The following is a 16,063-nucleotide window of genomic DNA, read 5'->3' as shown; positions in this document are numbered from 1 at the left end:
AAGGGAGCGCTAGAGGGGAGCAACTGATTTAGTTTTCTTGGGGTGCGATCGCTTACTTAATAAACTGATTCTGTAAAAGGAGAATTAGTTACCCAAAAGAAAAGACCTCTCAGTAGGGTCTTCTTAAGTTAGTTACCTATTTGATATTAAGCTGTAGGATACTTAATTTAGCCGTCTTTAGCGGTGAGCACTAATCTTGTCCTGGTTTTAATATCCCTTCTAGATATTTATTAAAGTGGCCTAGTCTAGGTATCAGCTTTACCTCCCCCGTCTCATCTTGACCAATAACCATAAGCTCAAAACCATCTACCCTAGCTATACGTACCACATGATTAAATATCTGAGACTGAATACTTAATAAGAATTCCTCTATGGTTGGTCTTTTATAGCATCTTGTATCTTTTAATAGATTATGAGTTTCCATTAATAACCAAGCTGCCTTCCTTCTTTTATCTTGAGGAGCAATAGTTAAACCAGGTATTGATTCCTCATTAAATGTGTGCTTATCAATAATAGGCCCTATATCCCCAAGGATTCCCTCTAATGTCTTTATACTTATCCCCTTATAATAGCCATCCCAAAGCTCAATATATTCAGAATTATCAGCATTAATATTGTCTATTAATTTAGGAAATGGCTTGCTTAAATCAATATTATGCCAAATATTATATATACCTTCAGATTCTACTAAATTACCCAGGCAATTTAAAACCTCGCTAATATATTTCCTAACGGTTATAGCTATATTCTCATTTTCTTTAGTCGGCTCTATTTCACTAGCCGCTTGTAAGGAATTAAATGCTTGGCGTAGAAGTATAGCTGCCCCAAATAGACTATGAATGATTTCTTTTGTAGATTCCTGCATAAGGACACACGCCTGTTTAATTAAGTACGTGCCTACCCTAAATTATCAAGCTAACTAACGTATGTGACTTAAATCACTACGGCTGGCTCAATTAAAAGACACCCTACACAGGAATGCGTTATTGCGATCGCTATAGTGATTCTCCTATAAAAGAAGCAGTCTCAATGATTAGGTGGCGTTCCATACCAGACCCAACCTAACCTCGACTTACCGTAACATCTTTATTGTGTTACTACAGATTGAAGGAGTTTACAAACAATATATATGCTGAGGAGTTTGGAGCACCCTAAAATCAAGCTTGTTTAATATAATTTATTAAATTAATTAATCTAAGGTTTATTTAACTTGAATAGTGGACATAATCAAGTCAACAGTAGATTTATAAATTTCAGGAATCTCAGTTGACCCAGTGCCATCATCATTAGAATTCACTGGAATCTCAATCGAAACTACTTTATCATTCTTAACAAAAAACACAATAGCACTCGCTGCCTCTGGGCCTGCCATTACAAACATCTTGGCTGTGGTTTCAGGATAAAATGTTTCTTTTGTGTGCTCATCTAATTGATAGATACCCTGAATAAATTTAGTAGTTTCTGGATAAGACATAACTTGGACAATAATTCCATTTTCCCTATATCCTCCTGGATAATTGGAATTCACCTGACAGTTATATACTTCATAACTCCAAGGGCTATGTACCATTAAGCCCCACTGGGTATTCATAATCCTGTAATTAGCAGGCATATCAAAACTAATTTTCTTATTATCAAACTTTCTAATTTCTTGACTAGGTTCTTGAGTAGCTATAGAAGAACAAGGGTTATCTGCTAATGCTGAAGGTGCTATTGAACAAGCCAGAATTACAGGTAGTAATAAATTACTGAGTCTCATATTTGTCTATTTAATGAGTTTCTGTACTTAGTCTACCCAACTATCTGGGAGGCATATCATGCCCCACCTATGCGTTTAGTGAAATCTGGGAAGTAGAAAAAAAAGTTGTAAAGGAAATTATAGCCTGTAATCTTTACTGGGCAAGGCTTGTAAGCTATCTACTATACTAATAATGCATGAATATAGATTTGGTTGACTTCTTGCTCTCTAAACTTTAGATAGGGTAGTAGTTGACCTTAGTGTTCTATGTTTCTGTTGTATACTGGTTTTGATAGAATTTAGATTTATATGGTTTTCTTATTTGAGATATTTTGAGAAAAAAGGCTGAAGTTAACCACCCCTATGCCAGCTTATTCTAAAGTTAACTAATCTATCTCTTCTATATTCAATCCATTTAGTCAAATTGAGTTGCCCTAAACTTGGTGAAAAGTTAACTGTAGTGATTTATTAACTCTCGCCTTGTCTACTTTTATAACCACCTCTCTTGCCCTTTCAAGTAAGTTAATTTCCTTAAGCTGCCTAAAATTACCTTAACTTTTAGTGAGCCTACACAAGCTTTATAGGGCTGACTAATGTGGGTGATAATTCTACCAATTAAAAAAAGGGTAGCTGAATTAGCTACCCCTTATAAGTTTTGTTAGATTTAGTTTTAGTAAACTTCAAATTCTAATAGAGAATCTGGAAACTCTAGAGCTAACCAGCTTGTTAATCTTTCCTGTACTTCAGTTACCTTAGCTGGCTCAACTTCTAGACTCAAACCATCATAAGAGTAGGTAAGGATGTTTTCATTTATCTGCTCACCAATCATTCTCTGAATAATTAATTGTTCAGCCCCCTGAGCTATGTGAGATAACAGCTTGGCCCCAATCTTTGAATTGTTAACCTTACCTTTCTTGACTTCACTTCTGTACTCACTGGTTTCCTTCTTGAGGTTAAACTTTAAACCCAAGGCATTTGTATGGATGACATTCTCAATTTCACCAGCTTCAATCTTGTCAATGGTGAAGGCAGCTAACCATTCATCTCGAAGCTCTACAAGGGGCTTTAGTATACCCTCAAAGCAACTATTAACCATTTCCTTGGTTACAGTGAATCTATAACCTAGTTTCTTTTCAGCTTTCTGAGTGGCTAGAAAAGGAAGCTCACTCATTTTGGCTCCAAAACAGAAACCATAAATGATTACTTTCTTAACTTCTTTAGGTAAGGTAGCAGGCCCTATGTGCTTCCAAATACTATCAGTCTTAATAATACTTAGAATCTGTTCCTTAGTTTCTGAGGCTTGCAGGATATCACAAAGGATAATTAACTGAGCACACTTTAAGTCCATTTCCATAACCTTGTTGGCTTTGTTGGTTGGCTTAACGTAGTGCTTTCTAATTTTACTTGTTAGAGCCATAGGGCCACCTGATGTATGTAGTCTTCCAGGCCCCTGGATATAAAAGGAACCATGATACTGAGGTTCATTAGTTTCCCGGATATCATCTAGAGCACTTACTAAAGCCTCTTGTTGGTCTTGGCTTAATTCAAGGCTTCTGTTGAATTTTCTACCTTCTCTTGAATTAAATAACTTCAAGTCAAATACAAATTTAGAATCCCTTAACTTCTCCCAAGCTTTTTTAGTTACTTCAGGAAGTTGATTAGACCTTAAACATCTACCACCCCAAGCAGCAGGCTTCAACCCAACATTAAGGTCAGGTTTAGCAAATACTAACTCATCATTTGCCCCATTTATCAACTTAGTCAATTCTTCTTTAATTTCCTCCATTAGCTGTTCTCCAACCATAAACCTACGACAATAGCCTTCCCCATGTCCTGTAACACTAATAAAATTAAGTAAAGGTTCTATAGTTTCTTTTGTAACAGTTGCCATATATTTTTTAAATTTAAGTTTAGTATACTCTTCTACTGAGAAGGGAGTCATTAGAGTAAACAGGTATTCAACTGGTATTTGCAAATAATCATTAGGTTCATTATCTTGTGCCTTCTGGTTTCTAACCCTTAACAAGGAGTATACATAAGCTACTTGCTGGTTAGTAGGAGCTTTGCCTATTAAATTCTCTAAAGCTTTAGCTACCAATTTACCCTTCATCTTCTGGGTAATCTTAAGTTGGTAATTATCAATTTTCTTAATGTGGTCTTCCATATTTAGTTGTCTATTTAGTTTTAAAAATATAAGTTTGTTTAGTTATTTAGGAAGAGAGGAAGGAGAGTAACTAGCTCTCTTTTTAGCCTTGCAAAGCTTATCCTCTATACGTATCATTATAACAAATGGTGTTACAAATGGCCATAGTAAAGTGGCACTTTCTATGCAACTAAACTAAAGAACATATTTATTTAGGAACTGAGTTATACCAGCACTCCTATAGAAAGTTTTATAACCTTTAGCTCTCCACTTATTAGTAGAGTAGTAGAAGTAATATTCCTTACCTCTATGCTCTAGAAGTATTAATCTGTTAGCTAATACTTGATAATTTATTCCTTTATCAATTAATACCTGCTCAGTTCTAGCAAAGTCTAAAGCTTTCCTATCTGACTGTGCCTCCCTTATTAACCAAAAGGCATCTCCATCACATTCACTCTCTACGGCCCTGGAATATGTTTCTCTATAACTAGGGTTACTTTTTCTACCTGCTATTATATCCTGGCACTCTTTAATAGCATCTCTCTTGGGTTTATCACCATTAGGGAAGTTACTCATTTTAAACCTCTTACATATTGGTTTACTGCTGTAATAATTAAAGAGGATAAAGATAACCCATTCTCTTCAGCTATCTTTTGCCAGTCTTCTTTGATTGATTTGTTAATTAGAAATATAATTCTTGAGTCTTTCATATATATGCCAAACATTAGTATGTCTCTCTACTAATGCAGACTGTCCAACTTCTCGCTCCTTAATAGTCAGGAATTAGGATTAGACAACTTCTCCTTTGGGAGAACCAGCTTAATAGACAATAAAAAGTTCTTTTACCTGTTTACCTTTACTTAATAAAATTGAAAAAAAACCTTAACTCTACCGCCCCAAGTTAAGCCTCATTTCTCATTCTCTTCAAGCACCGCAGGCTATAAGTCAATCAAGTATTCATCACTTTTAACTGGTTTCTCATCTCCTATAGTTAACTGAAGCTACCAGGCAGATGGATGCGATCGCTGTTGCTTACCCTAGCTAAATACTCTGTCTAGCTTTCCATACACTTATATTATTTACTACTTGTAATATTGTAGTAGCACCCGTACTTACTAGTGACGGTTTACCCTAATCAGCTTATTGCTGAGTCTGGTTATATTAGTTTCAAGCCACTTAGAGGCTACCAAGTTTGGTTTAAACGAGTTGCTACTCATTTAAATCAGTCTGTCTATTGTGGCCCTAGTTAAGTTAGTGATTTTTTACTCCAGTAATGTGGAGTTAAATTCATAAACTTTCTACTAAATCCTATTCCTACCCGCAGAAAACCGATGAAACCTCAAACCTACCTTACTAAGATTCCCCCTCCTATTCCTCTTCATATAGTGATTCAGCATTTTGACCCACCTCAAAAATGCTGACTTAGTGGGGTTATCCCATAATTTGACAATTGAATAAATTAGAGTAATATTTCCAGACAAACCAGGAAGTTCGTTCATATAAGCAGCGTCATGTTCAACAAAAAACCCCTTTCTGCGCCTCGGCCTCCCACTGGAAATGAACAAGTACAGAAGAAGCACCTCGCTACTTCAATACTTGAACATTTGATAGAGGAAGGCTTTGTAACAGAGTTATCCACACCTATCAAATCTCCCTATGTTCAAACCTCAACACCTGAACCGCAAACTGAACTTGATCATTGAGCACCTACCTGTTGTTTTAGAAGATTTGCAGAGAGCTTCTTCAGAAACTCAGGAAGCTTACAGGGATGAAGTGTTTGAACTGATGTATCAAGGTCAGTTCCCAGGTGAACTTGTTAGTAGCTCATTAGTAGCTGATAAAGATGTCTTTTATATCCCACTTAGCACTGGGGAGTTTATATTTTATGAAGTGACAGCACCAGCAAAGTCTTCTAACCCTGATAGTGGGTTTACCTATTACTCAGTCCATTTTGTTGTCCCCAAAGCAATGGTGGATAACTGGGAAAGGAAGACTGCCCTAAATAATACAGTGAAGGGCGTTAAGACTTTGACAAAGCCAGTGATGCAGTTTATTGCTGCAAGTAAGATAACATTTTTTCTGGCTGGTGCTATTACAGGTATTGTTAAGTTTTTTACGTGATAGCAAGAGAATAATAACATTGATTTTCAAGGAGGGGCTTTCCCCTCCTTTTTCATGGGTTTCATTAGCTGAAGAATTGTGAGTGTAGAAATCTAAAATGTACAGCTCAGTCTAATTATAAAATTACAGTAGCAGAAGTAGAAACCTTACTGTAAGCTCACTCTACAATATTGTTTAGCTTCAGATTACTTAATAGGTAAACATAAAATGTGCAGGTTTCCTCATTCCCCTACTTTCCCTTACTTGGTTAGTTTAAAGATTTTACCCACATTTAGATTAAGACAACTTCTCCGAAAGAAGAAGCAGTTTAGTTTCTAACAGTCTCCCAGTTAATGCAAGGTTCTTTTAGTATTATTAAATTATGAACACCAAGAGACTTGCATTATTATGAAAAACGATTTCTTGACCACTTCCTTATTCCCCTATCCTGCAATTCCAGCTATCACCGTATTAGGTATCCTCAGTGGGTCTCCTATTATCTTAGGGATTGCAATCTTTGGCTTCTGTTTGAATAAAACATATAGTAAATTAACCTCATTCTATATAAGGACAAAAGCTGACTTACAAGACTCACTAATGGGCAATGAATTTAATGAGTGATTACTTAACTCCTCTACTCAAAGAACTCCAAGAGTCTCAACCTCAGCTAAGTGAAGACCTACTCTCTGATTGTGTTAGTCAGCTAACCAAACTTGAGAAAGCCGCCCTCATGTATCAGATTACTAAAGATAAAAGTGCTGGGATTATACTCACCAATATTTACCTACAAGATGCCACCTCCTCTAAGTTTGATACCTGGGCTAAAGAACTCTACCTAGAGGTTATTGAAACCCTGGGCTATTCAATATCAGAAATCTTAGATAATTTGTAGGAACTATTATTATGATTACTATTATTACATTGATTATTTTTACTTTGATTCTATTCAGCTTCGTTCTAGGGCTACTAGTAGGAAAGTTACTATTACAGCCTCAGTTAACAGAAAATGACTTAGCTGCCTATACTGACTTCCAAAGAGACTTTAATGGCTTTGCTGACCGTAACTAACTAAATTTAATTTAGTTAACTTGATAGCTTCCTACCAAAAATAGGAGGCTATTTTGTTGCATAGTTTTTACTATTACATGTTGAGTATCATGTTTTTAGAAAGGTTGAAAGAGACCTCCACAATTAAAAATACTCAGTATATAAACAATGACTATTATTAATCCTCCTTCCAATTCTGCTACTAAATTGAAATCAGCTATTGAAGCGATCGCACCTGAAGTTGACTCAACTGTTCTTGATGAGCTTTGTAGACTAACCCGCATACACAACCTTAAGTGGGTAGCTGACAAGAATGGTAAAAATGCTTACTACGTCATGGCTGACCTAAGTGTAGCTAAAGGTTTAGACGCTAAAGATTATGCCTATAACTGGGCTGATAAAACTAAATCAACGAGTGGTGTGGAAAACAACCCGTTAGAATCCTTACCTGGTAAAGCTTTTAAATTAGAAGGAGAAAACCTAGCTAATTTCAAAAAACTATACAAAGAGCAAAATGGCATATCACTGGGTAAAATTAATAGCCTTTGGGTTGGTGATTTTTTACATGCTTACTCCTACTTGGTTCAAGGGCGTTCAGAGGCTGCTAAAGACTTCCAATCTTTAGGTGCCAAATCAATAGAGGTAGCTTCAACTAATGACCTACAACACACTATTGAACCAGACTTACAATTAAAGATTATGGAATTAGCGGGCTACTCTAATATCAACCTAAAGTTTGAAGTAGCAGTAGTTGATAGTTTTAGCCCAGGTAGTCATAGAAGATGGGACTTTGTAGAGAGACTGCCTAAAGTTACCAAATTGTATGAGTTAAAATCCCGTACACTTTCTGAAGATAATGTGCGTTCTACCTTATTTACTAAGAAGTATATTGAGTTAGCTTCTGAACGTTTCCCTGGTAAACCAATTGAGTTTATCTTCACCAGCCCCAGAGGAATTTCTTGGGAAGCTAAAAGCCTTATTCAGGAGGTCAATGAGAAGGCTTCTACTTTGTACCCAGGTATAAAGGTTAAAGTAAGTTTCATTGATACTCAGGAGATTACAGAGAGGCTTATTAATAACATTCTGAATGACTCCCCAATTGAATCTCACTTCTGGTTTAAGAGGAAGTTAGAAACAGAAGGGTTTAATTGTGTAGTAAGTAGTAGGACGGTGGAGCGATTAAACACTTCTATTGTTGATGCTTACCAAACTGGAAGATTAATCAGAAAAGCTAAACCAGATAACGTCATCCAACTCCCCAAATTAAAGAACACCCAAGCAGCTTAACTCAACTGATTCTCTCCAAATAGAACCACTTTATCCTCCTCTAACCAGGGGGATTTTTTGTTAATAGGAAGCTCAAATCCATCCCACCTTTTACTATTACCATCAAACTATTATTTAAAGCATAGAGAGAGTTAAAGGGCACTTAAATGAGTACTGCAATTGGTAGAGCTTACAAGTTGTTTTTAAAAGGTTATTCCCTTCGTAAAATAGCCAAGATATTTAAGATTCCTAAGTCAACCCTAAGCTACAAATTCAGAAAGCTTTATGGTTCAGATTACGCAGAGCAAAGGAATCACTGGGGCATCTTACAAGTAATTCAAGAGTACGCAAACGATAAGTCTTTGTCACCTAGAGACAGGCAACAAATAAGAGATTGGATGAATAGAAACTTCAATCAGATTATTGAAAGTGAGAGAGCTAATTTAGATAAGCCTCTGTACACAAACCGCAAACTCCAGCAGCTAACTGAGTTGGAATGTAGCTACAGAAAAGGAGACTGGAAGCGGTTATTTGAAGACACCTTAATCTCAAGCTATTAAATATTAATTTTACTAATAAATAAACAAAAGGATTACATATTATGACTACTATTACTAGCTATATTGATTCCACAGATTTAGAAGAATGTTTAGATTTGTGGTTCTCTGGAACCTTTGATGATTGCGACCAATATATCTCTCGCCTCTACAAAGATGCAAGTGAACTGAAGCCAGGTAACAGCTTATTTGGTCAACTTGATTCTTCTGGCCTTGAGTTAGCTTTATGGGGTTTGGGTTCCATACATAGGGCCGCCATTCAATTTCACTTTATAGGGGATGAAACCTCTTGGTCAATATTGCTTCACAACTACCTCCACAATGGTCAGCAAGGGACTCTAGAAAGCTGGGTGGCTGTAATATACCTTCAGGCATTAGAACTACTCTCTAGAGAAGTTATGAAGCTAATTTAGGACAGTTTTCAAGGATAGATATCTAAATTACTAGGTGCTTCAGGTGGCACCTTTTTTTATGGCAAATAAAGCATTTATGCTGAGTCAAACTCAGCGAGAATTTTTAACATTACTTTTAAGCATTCAGCCTCATCTGAGTAAACCTCAAATGAAAGCTATCTTCCTGAACAAGTTTCAGGTTGAGCTAACAGAGCAGCAACTAAAAACGCTAATAACTAAGACAAAGAAGAAGGTTCAGGAACTTCAGAAAAATGAAGCACTAACTCTAGAGTTAGCTCAGAAAGTTGGTCTAATAAACCTGCATTCTAAAATTAATCGCACATTAGCTTTAGAAGAGATTGTAAGAATGGGTAAGGATGGTTACTTATGCCAAACTCAATCTGCTCGCGGTGAAGTTGTCAGTTATATAAAGCATGACCTAAAAGTTGCAACAGAAGCCCTAAAAGCCTTAAAAACTGAGTGGAGTGAGGATGTTCAACAGCAAGCCAGCTACACAGTAGTCATAGGTGGTGTGGAACCTCCAAAAGAGGATGAGCTTGAGGGAGACTCAGAACTGTAATGAGCTTTTCCCTTAACTTACATGAGAAGCAACTGGAGGTGTTCAAGAATAAAGCTAGGTTTAAATTACTAATCTCAGGGCGGAGATTTGGGAAAAGTAGGCTACTACTTACTAGTGCTATATTCGCAGCTTTATCCTTTGACCAACCTATAGACCCTGCTTCTCCTCCGGTATGTTTGATAGTGATGCCCACCCTTAAAAGCTGTAGGAGTATTCATTGGGAACCACTACTTAATTTACTAGCAGGACAACCTTTTGTAGAGGCAATATCTAAGTCAGATTTTAGAATAAAACTTAAAGGTTCCAAGCCTGATATTTTAATTCGAGGGGCTGACAATGATGGGGATTCCCTCAGAGGATTAAAGTTAGCTTGGGTTGGGGTAGATGAGTTTCAAGACTTCTCTTTTCAAGCCTGGGAGAAAGTGCTTTATCCAGCATTAGCCGACACCCCAAATTCTAAAGCTTTGCTAATTGGAACCCCTAAAGGTAAATCACACTTCTTACATAAATTTCATCTACAAGTGAAAGCTAACCTTGAGTGGTCTTACTTTCACTTTGTTACGCGAGATAACCCATTTGTCCCTAGAAGCTTTCTAAGGCAGGCTAAAACTCAGATGCCTATGAAAACATACAGGCAAGAGTTTCAAGCTAGCTTTGAGGATTTTGATGGGCAGTTATTTGACCAGCTATCTGAAAAACACTTAATAAAAGATGTACCAAATGACCTTAGTTATTATTTAGGGGCAGATTGGGGAGATACACATCCTGCTATTGCAGTTGTTGGTTTAAGTAAAGATTTAAGTAAATTTTACTTAGTGGATGCTTGGACTAATAAAACTGAAGCACCAATTGTACAGGATGAGTTTATCAGTAAGATGGCATCTTTTTGTACTAAATATAATATATATAAAGCTTTCCTTCCTGATGATAGACCTGCCTCTGTGATAGCAGCCAGGTTATTAGGAAAAGAAAAAGATATAGCTGGATTGAAAAGAGCAGTTCAAGTCAGTAGGGGCAATCTAGGGGTAATGCCTAGTATTGAAATAATAAACAACTTATTCTTTCAAGAAAACCTCTTTATCAAAAGTAACCTAACTGAAGTAATATCCCAATTTCAAGATTACCACAGAGCAGTTGACTCACAGGGATTGCTGCTAAATCGCCCTGCTGACCATCAAGCAGACCATATTATTGACAGTTTTAGATATGCCTGCGTTTCAATCTACAACTCTATTCAAAATAAGAAAAGATAAATAATATATGTATCCCAATCAACTACCACTAGAAACCCTAGAGTCAAAGAATGCTGAGTATGAGCAGATGTTACCTGCCTTAAATGAAATTGACCTATTAGTTTCAGGGGGCTTCCGACTCAAGAATGCTATTAGACATTTTCTCCAGCAAAGGGTAGGTGAGGAAAATGAAGTTTATGAAACCAGACTTAAAAAGTTCACCTATCTAAATATTTTATCTTCCAGCATTAATGAGCAGGTTAGTAAGCTTGCTAACGCCCCCATGACAATTGAGGGATTAGATGTCAATCCTAAGTTTTGGTCAGCCTTCAGGGAGAATACAGACCTATCTGGGCGTTCAGAAAAGAATTTAATTACCTTAATCTTTAGAGAACTTCTAAAGTTCAAAAAGGTTTATCTTCATGTAGATAAACCTAAATCAGAAGTCGCCCCTATTAACAAACTACAAGAGGAAGCTTTAGGTCTACGCCCCTATATAGTGACCTACTCTCCACTTCAAGTTACTAATTGGTCAGAGAGCAAAGGTAAGCTTAATTGGCTGAAGATTAGGCAGGTATCAGAAGATGATTCTAACCCTATAGCTGCCCCTAGAAAGGTCTGCACCTGGACAATTATTGACTCTAATTACATTGCTAAATATTCTGCAATTGTGGAGCTTGATGGTCAAGGTAATATCACTAAAGTTAATGCCGAGATGACTAATGCTGACACTACCATTAGCTTGGTATCCCTTATACCTCATGGTTTCAACCAAGTACCAGTTCTCAAAATAGAGTTACCTGACCAACTTTGGGTTGCTGACCAAGCAGCTAGTAAAGCAGTTGAGCATCTAAGAACAGACTGCTCCAAATATGATTTGTTAACTATGAGTTACTTCCAAAGAACTTTTAAACGTTCTTTAAAACCTGATGGAGATTTGGAGAATTCTTATGAAGATGATGTACCACCACCAACAGGTCTACAGCATGTAATTGAGGTTGACCAATTTCAGTGGGCAGAACCAAAGGGAGACATTATTAAACACATGGCTGAATCTCTAAAGGCCATAGAAGCCCAGGTAAGGGATTTAGTTAGCTCAGGTGGTGTGTCCTCTTCTAATGGGGCTATAGCTCAATCTGGTGTTAGTAAACAAATGGATTTTACTAAACAGGAAACTATGCTGAAATCCTATGGGGAACTCCTCGTTGATGCTTACCAAGACCTCTTACAACTAGTAGCTAAATCAGCAGGTATAGATGGTAGAAAAATCTCTGTCACAGGGCTTAATTCCTTTGAAAATGACTCCTTGGATTCAATGCTAGTCAAGTTAGATTCTGTCAGTAAACTCAATGTAGAAAGCTTAAAGGCTAATCTACCTCCTTCTGCCTTGAAAGTAGTTTATGAGCAGATGGTGTCATTACTAGCAGGTAGTTTATCAGCCTCCCAAAAAGAGCAAGTTAACAAAGAGATAGAGGTACTAATGAACACTATTAATACTTTGGACACTTCTAAAGTATAGGAACACTAACCAACTGGCTAAGGTTAAAACCAGACAAGTTTTACTGACAACTTAAAAGACAGACACCTATAAAAGGATTATTTAAAATGACAGAACAAGAAATTCAAGCTTTGATTGATGCTAGCTTAAACTCATTTAAAACTGAAATTAAGGCAGAGGTTACTCAAGCTAATCAAGGGCTTGCATCAAGTCTTACTAAAGAGATTAAGAGACTTCAAACAGCCCAACCCACTGTAGCAGAACCTACTGAATCATCTACAGATAGGCTAACCCTTAAGGCTCTAGAACAGCAGTTAACAGACCTTAAGACTCAATTAGCTAACAAAGATAAAGAGACTGTTGCAGCTAAACGTAGCAGTGCAGTTGCTCAGGCAATTGCTAACAGTAAAGCATTAAGCCCAGCCACATTACAAAAAGTATTCTTACTTGATAACTCAGACAAACTCAAGGAAGAAAATGGTAAGTGGTATGTAGCTCAAGGTGATAGTGTTTCAACTTTAGAAGACGCACTAACTTCTTATTTGTCAAGTGAAGATGGAAAAGCATTTGTACCTGCTTCAGGAGTTAGGGGTTCAGATGCTCAAGAAACAAAAGTAACTCCAGTTGACCCTAATCAAAAACTTAAGGCAGAAGATGCCTTATTTGAATCATTCTAATTTACTCAAATACATTAATTAATTTATAAAATATTATGGCAGTTATTGCTAGTGCATTAAACTCACTACAGTTGGTAGTTGATGAAGAAGTTGCTGCTTTGCAACTGAATCAATTCCCAATGTTGAATCGTATTCAAAAGAAAACAATTAGCCAAAAGGCTATCAAATGGAACGTTAACGCTTCTGGAGCTGCCGTAACAGGTGAAGCTACGACTGCCAACGTTACTACCTACTCTGAAGATTCAGTTGTTTCAGCTCAATTAGCTATTGGTGCAAATCGCTTGCGTCATAGTTTCCAAATTCAAAAAGAAGACATCGCTGAAGCAAAAGCTGCTGGTAAGGGTGCTTTACGTGACCTTTTTGGTTATGAAATCCAAAGTGGTATCCGCGTACTTATGGAATCACTATCTGGTTTGCTATACACTGGCGCAGGCGCAGCTTCTGATGGTGGATTAATTGGCTTAACAACGGCTGTACCCACAACTGCTGGTGCTTACGCTGGTATCGCTGCTTCCGCATTGTGGAACCCTTATGTAAACCATAACGCAACTGCCCGTGCATTATCCCTAGCTTTGTTGTTAGACATTGAAGCTGGTATGGTTACAAAAGGTGCTACATTTAGCGCAGTTTATACTACACCTGCAATGGTTGTTAAGTATAAAACATTATTTAATACTAACACTGGTATTACCAATATCCTGGAAGCTGGTAAAGCAGATTTAGGCTACACAGGTGTTGCTTATGCTGGTCGTCCTGTAATCCAAGACCCATATTGCACCCCCAACGCAATGTACTTCTTGAATGAATCTGAAGTATCCTTATATACGTTTGCTCAGAACAACACAAGCGGCAACCAAGGTATGCAATTTGCTATTGAGCAATTACCTTCTAGCAACCCAGATGCAGAAAACTATGCCATCTTGGTTAAGCCCCAATTGCAATTAAAGAACCGTCCTAAGGCGGCTGCTCTCCTAAGCAACGTTGGTGCATAAGTAAATGACACAATTCACCATACCTCAAGTTGAAGAGTTTGAGAGAATCTTAGGTTATTCTATCTACAATGTTACTGTTAGAAATCAGCTAATTTCTGATGATTACACTGTCACTATAGTTGATAGAGCTTTAACTATTCTTGATGAGTTGGTGAGTATTGATGGTTTGTTAAAAGAATCCCTTGAGACCAGTTTTGTAAAGGAATCTAGGGGTTCTAAACTGTCATACAGTAGTCATGTAGCTCACCTGAAATCAGAAGGTACTAGATTATTAAATGAGTTAGGACAACTACTCAGGGTAGGAGTTAATTACAACAAATACTCACCTAATAAAAAACGTAATTCAACCGCAGCTTATTGGTAGGGTAAATGTTTAATTATACTATCAAGGCATCTGGCCCATTATTTGAAGGTAAAGTTACTACTAAAAAGATATTAGAGGTTGCCCTTACAGAGACAGCAGACTTTGCAAAGAATACAGTTAAAAATGTTACTCCTGTAAGAACAGGGGCACTAAAATCAGGTTGGCTTACAACTGTGAACAGGAAATCAGTAACATTATCAAACTCTGTAATCTATGCACCTTTTGTTGAGAAGAGAGTGCAAATGGTTAATAGGTCACTACCTGTTATTAATGAGAACTTACAACAGAATATAGCTAAAGGAATCAATAAACTGAAATGAACCTATATGAAAAGCTGGCTAAGATTGAAAACAAGCTGGCACAGGTGGAAGCAGATTTAGGGGTTCCTCAGCGTAGGTATCTATTAGTAAGGCATATAGTAACAGACCCTATCACCCGCGCTCCCAGTATAGAAGATACTTTAATAAATCCCAAAGCTTATATAACTTCAGTCTCCCCTAGATTTGTGAATATGCAGATAGCAATTCCAGGGGCTGACTCAATTTATGTAACAGTTAATGACCTTGAAGTAGAGATTCCTAAAGTCTACCCTATTACATTATTTAAACCAGAGGGTAATACTAGGGCGATGTTTATTTTAGACCCGCCAGTAACTTATGGGACTGTTGTTTATTCTAACCCTACTACTAAATCTTTTAACAAGCCTAATATTTATAGTTTAGGTTATGTGGATGACACTCAATCTACTATATATAAATTAATTTTAAATGGGCAGAGGGATAATAAATGAATATACAGTTAGCGCATCAGAAAGTTAAAGAATTTTTAGCTGTTAGGGTAAAGATTGACGCTTGGGATTTAGATGTACCAGAAGGTTTATACAGCCCTACTTCAAATAACTATCAACCAGGTAGTAGTGCTATAGCTCTTCCAATACAAAACTTAGTTCATAAAAAAGTAGGGCTGAACTTAATAGAAACCTCAGTAAGGTTGCCTTATAGAATTACCTACAGGTTCGCATACGATTTAGCTTATGACGCATTACCCTTTAATGGCTTAGAGGGGGTACTCAGCACTGTACATTTACTATCACTACTTCAATTGCCAGATGAAAATATTAAGTCATTTCAACCTGCTGAAGTAGAAGATTCAATAACAGTAGAAAGAGTAAATCAGCAGAATGGAGATTGGTTAGTAAGCCTTAACTTTGCTTTTGATGTAGTTTTTAACACAACTGACTTTCCTGATATCTCAAGTATTCAGCCCCCTGATTATTATGACATTGAAAATCCGCCTCCTTTATCTGAAATAACTATTAGGGTTAATAGAGCCAAACCTGAATTTATAAAAAGCAATACTTCTACTTATATAGAAGATTCAACAATTAATATTATTAAATAATATTGCTTTATATAACCCTAATCAAAGGGAAGAATATTTAGGACAGTTTTAATTGATAGATTAAATATAAAAAAAT

Annotated in this window: 19 protein-coding genes; 15 read left to right on the top strand and 4 right to left on the bottom strand. The window is 36.8% G+C overall.

The window, feature by feature from the left end; translation table 11 throughout:
* Positions 1 to 190 precede the first annotated feature (190 nt).
* The 4 genes from RMZ41_RS01800 to RMZ41_RS01785 all read right to left on the bottom strand — a co-directional run bounded on the left by RMZ41_RS01800 (position 191) and on the right by RMZ41_RS01785 (position 4,457).
* The gene (locus RMZ41_RS01800) at positions 191 to 865 is read right to left on the bottom strand and encodes a hypothetical protein (protein WP_322639816.1); all 675 of its coding nucleotides are present in this window, start codon (positions 863 to 865) and stop codon (positions 191 to 193) included.
* Between the two features lie 336 nt (positions 866 to 1,201).
* Positions 1,202 to 1,759: a hypothetical protein gene (locus RMZ41_RS01795; RefSeq protein ID WP_322639815.1), complete on the bottom strand. Its 558-nt coding sequence runs from the start codon at positions 1,757 to 1,759 to the stop codon at positions 1,202 to 1,204.
* Positions 1,760 to 2,408: 649 nt separating this feature from the next.
* Positions 2,409 to 3,902 (bottom strand): hypothetical protein, encoded by a 1,494-nt coding sequence (locus RMZ41_RS01790; RefSeq protein ID WP_322639814.1) that lies wholly within the window; start codon positions 3,900 to 3,902, stop codon positions 2,409 to 2,411.
* Between the two features lie 174 nt (positions 3,903 to 4,076).
* A complete protein-coding gene (locus RMZ41_RS01785) occupies positions 4,077 to 4,457 on the bottom strand; it encodes a hypothetical protein (RefSeq protein WP_322639813.1) in 381 nt (126 codons plus the stop codon).
* Between the two features lie 1,080 nt (positions 4,458 to 5,537).
* Between RMZ41_RS01785 and RMZ41_RS01780 the strand changes: the two genes are divergently transcribed.
* The 15 genes from RMZ41_RS01780 (at position 5,538) to RMZ41_RS01710 (ending at position 15,987) form a co-directional block, all read left to right on the top strand.
* Entirely contained in the window at positions 5,538 to 6,002 is a 465-nt protein-coding gene (locus tag RMZ41_RS01780; RefSeq protein WP_322639812.1) for a hypothetical protein, read from the top strand.
* 592 nt (positions 6,003 to 6,594) lie between these two features.
* Positions 6,595 to 6,873, top strand: a complete 279-nt coding sequence (locus tag RMZ41_RS01775) for a hypothetical protein (RefSeq protein WP_322639811.1) — start codon at positions 6,595 to 6,597, stop codon at positions 6,871 to 6,873.
* A gap of 11 nt (positions 6,874 to 6,884) precedes the next feature.
* Positions 6,885 to 7,049: a hypothetical protein gene (locus tag RMZ41_RS01770; protein ID WP_322639810.1), complete on the top strand. Its 165-nt coding sequence runs from the start codon at positions 6,885 to 6,887 to the stop codon at positions 7,047 to 7,049.
* Between the two features lie 147 nt (positions 7,050 to 7,196).
* Complete coding sequence (locus tag RMZ41_RS01765) at positions 7,197 to 8,315, top strand: hypothetical protein (protein WP_322639809.1); 1,119 nt, start codon at positions 7,197 to 7,199, stop codon at positions 8,313 to 8,315.
* Between the two features lie 146 nt (positions 8,316 to 8,461).
* On the top strand, positions 8,462 to 8,854 hold the full coding sequence (locus tag RMZ41_RS01760; RefSeq protein WP_322734414.1) for a hypothetical protein: 393 nt from the start codon (positions 8,462 to 8,464) through the stop codon (positions 8,852 to 8,854).
* Positions 8,855 to 8,895: 41 nt separating this feature from the next.
* On the top strand, positions 8,896 to 9,264 hold the full coding sequence (locus tag RMZ41_RS01755) for a hypothetical protein (RefSeq protein WP_322639807.1): 369 nt from the start codon (positions 8,896 to 8,898) through the stop codon (positions 9,262 to 9,264).
* 58 nt (positions 9,265 to 9,322) lie between these two features.
* Entirely contained in the window at positions 9,323 to 9,823 is a 501-nt protein-coding gene (locus RMZ41_RS01750; RefSeq protein WP_322639806.1) for a hypothetical protein, read from the top strand.
* 422 nt (positions 9,824 to 10,245) lie between these two features.
* Positions 10,246 to 11,076, top strand: coding sequence for a hypothetical protein (locus tag RMZ41_RS01745; protein ID WP_322639805.1), 831 nt, complete (start codon positions 10,246 to 10,248; stop codon positions 11,074 to 11,076).
* Positions 11,077 to 11,083: 7 nt separating this feature from the next.
* Positions 11,084 to 12,574, top strand: a complete 1,491-nt coding sequence (locus RMZ41_RS01740) for a hypothetical protein (RefSeq protein WP_322639804.1) — start codon at positions 11,084 to 11,086, stop codon at positions 12,572 to 12,574.
* 86 nt (positions 12,575 to 12,660) lie between these two features.
* Positions 12,661 to 13,230 carry a hypothetical protein gene (locus tag RMZ41_RS01735; protein ID WP_322639803.1) on the top strand — a complete coding sequence of 190 codons (570 nt, stop codon included), beginning with the start codon at positions 12,661 to 12,663 and terminating at the stop codon, positions 13,228 to 13,230.
* A 35-nt stretch (positions 13,231 to 13,265) separates the two neighbouring features.
* Positions 13,266 to 14,222: a phage major capsid protein gene (locus tag RMZ41_RS01730; protein WP_322639802.1), complete on the top strand. Its 957-nt coding sequence runs from the start codon at positions 13,266 to 13,268 to the stop codon at positions 14,220 to 14,222.
* Positions 14,223 to 14,226: 4 nt separating this feature from the next.
* Entirely contained in the window at positions 14,227 to 14,586 is a 360-nt protein-coding gene (locus tag RMZ41_RS01725; protein WP_322639801.1) for a hypothetical protein, read from the top strand.
* A 5-nt stretch (positions 14,587 to 14,591) separates the two neighbouring features.
* Positions 14,592 to 14,906 (top strand): HK97 gp10 family phage protein, encoded by a 315-nt coding sequence (locus RMZ41_RS01720; RefSeq protein WP_322639800.1) that lies wholly within the window; start codon positions 14,592 to 14,594, stop codon positions 14,904 to 14,906.
* Positions 14,903 to 15,376 (top strand): hypothetical protein, encoded by a 474-nt coding sequence (locus tag RMZ41_RS01715; RefSeq protein WP_322639799.1) that lies wholly within the window; start codon positions 14,903 to 14,905, stop codon positions 15,374 to 15,376. Before RMZ41_RS01720 ends, RMZ41_RS01715 begins: the two co-directional genes overlap by 4 nt.
* Positions 15,373 to 15,987 carry a hypothetical protein gene (locus RMZ41_RS01710; RefSeq protein WP_322639798.1) on the top strand — a complete coding sequence of 205 codons (615 nt, stop codon included), beginning with the start codon at positions 15,373 to 15,375 and terminating at the stop codon, positions 15,985 to 15,987. Before RMZ41_RS01715 ends, RMZ41_RS01710 begins: the two co-directional genes overlap by 4 nt.
* The last annotated feature ends 76 nt before the right edge of the window (positions 15,988 to 16,063 follow it).

This window comes from Nostoc sp. DedVER02, assembly GCF_034530675.2.
Lineage (GTDB): Bacteria > Cyanobacteriota > Cyanobacteriia > Cyanobacteriales > Nostocaceae > Nostoc.
This window is presented reverse-complemented; position numbering and strand designations above follow the sequence as displayed.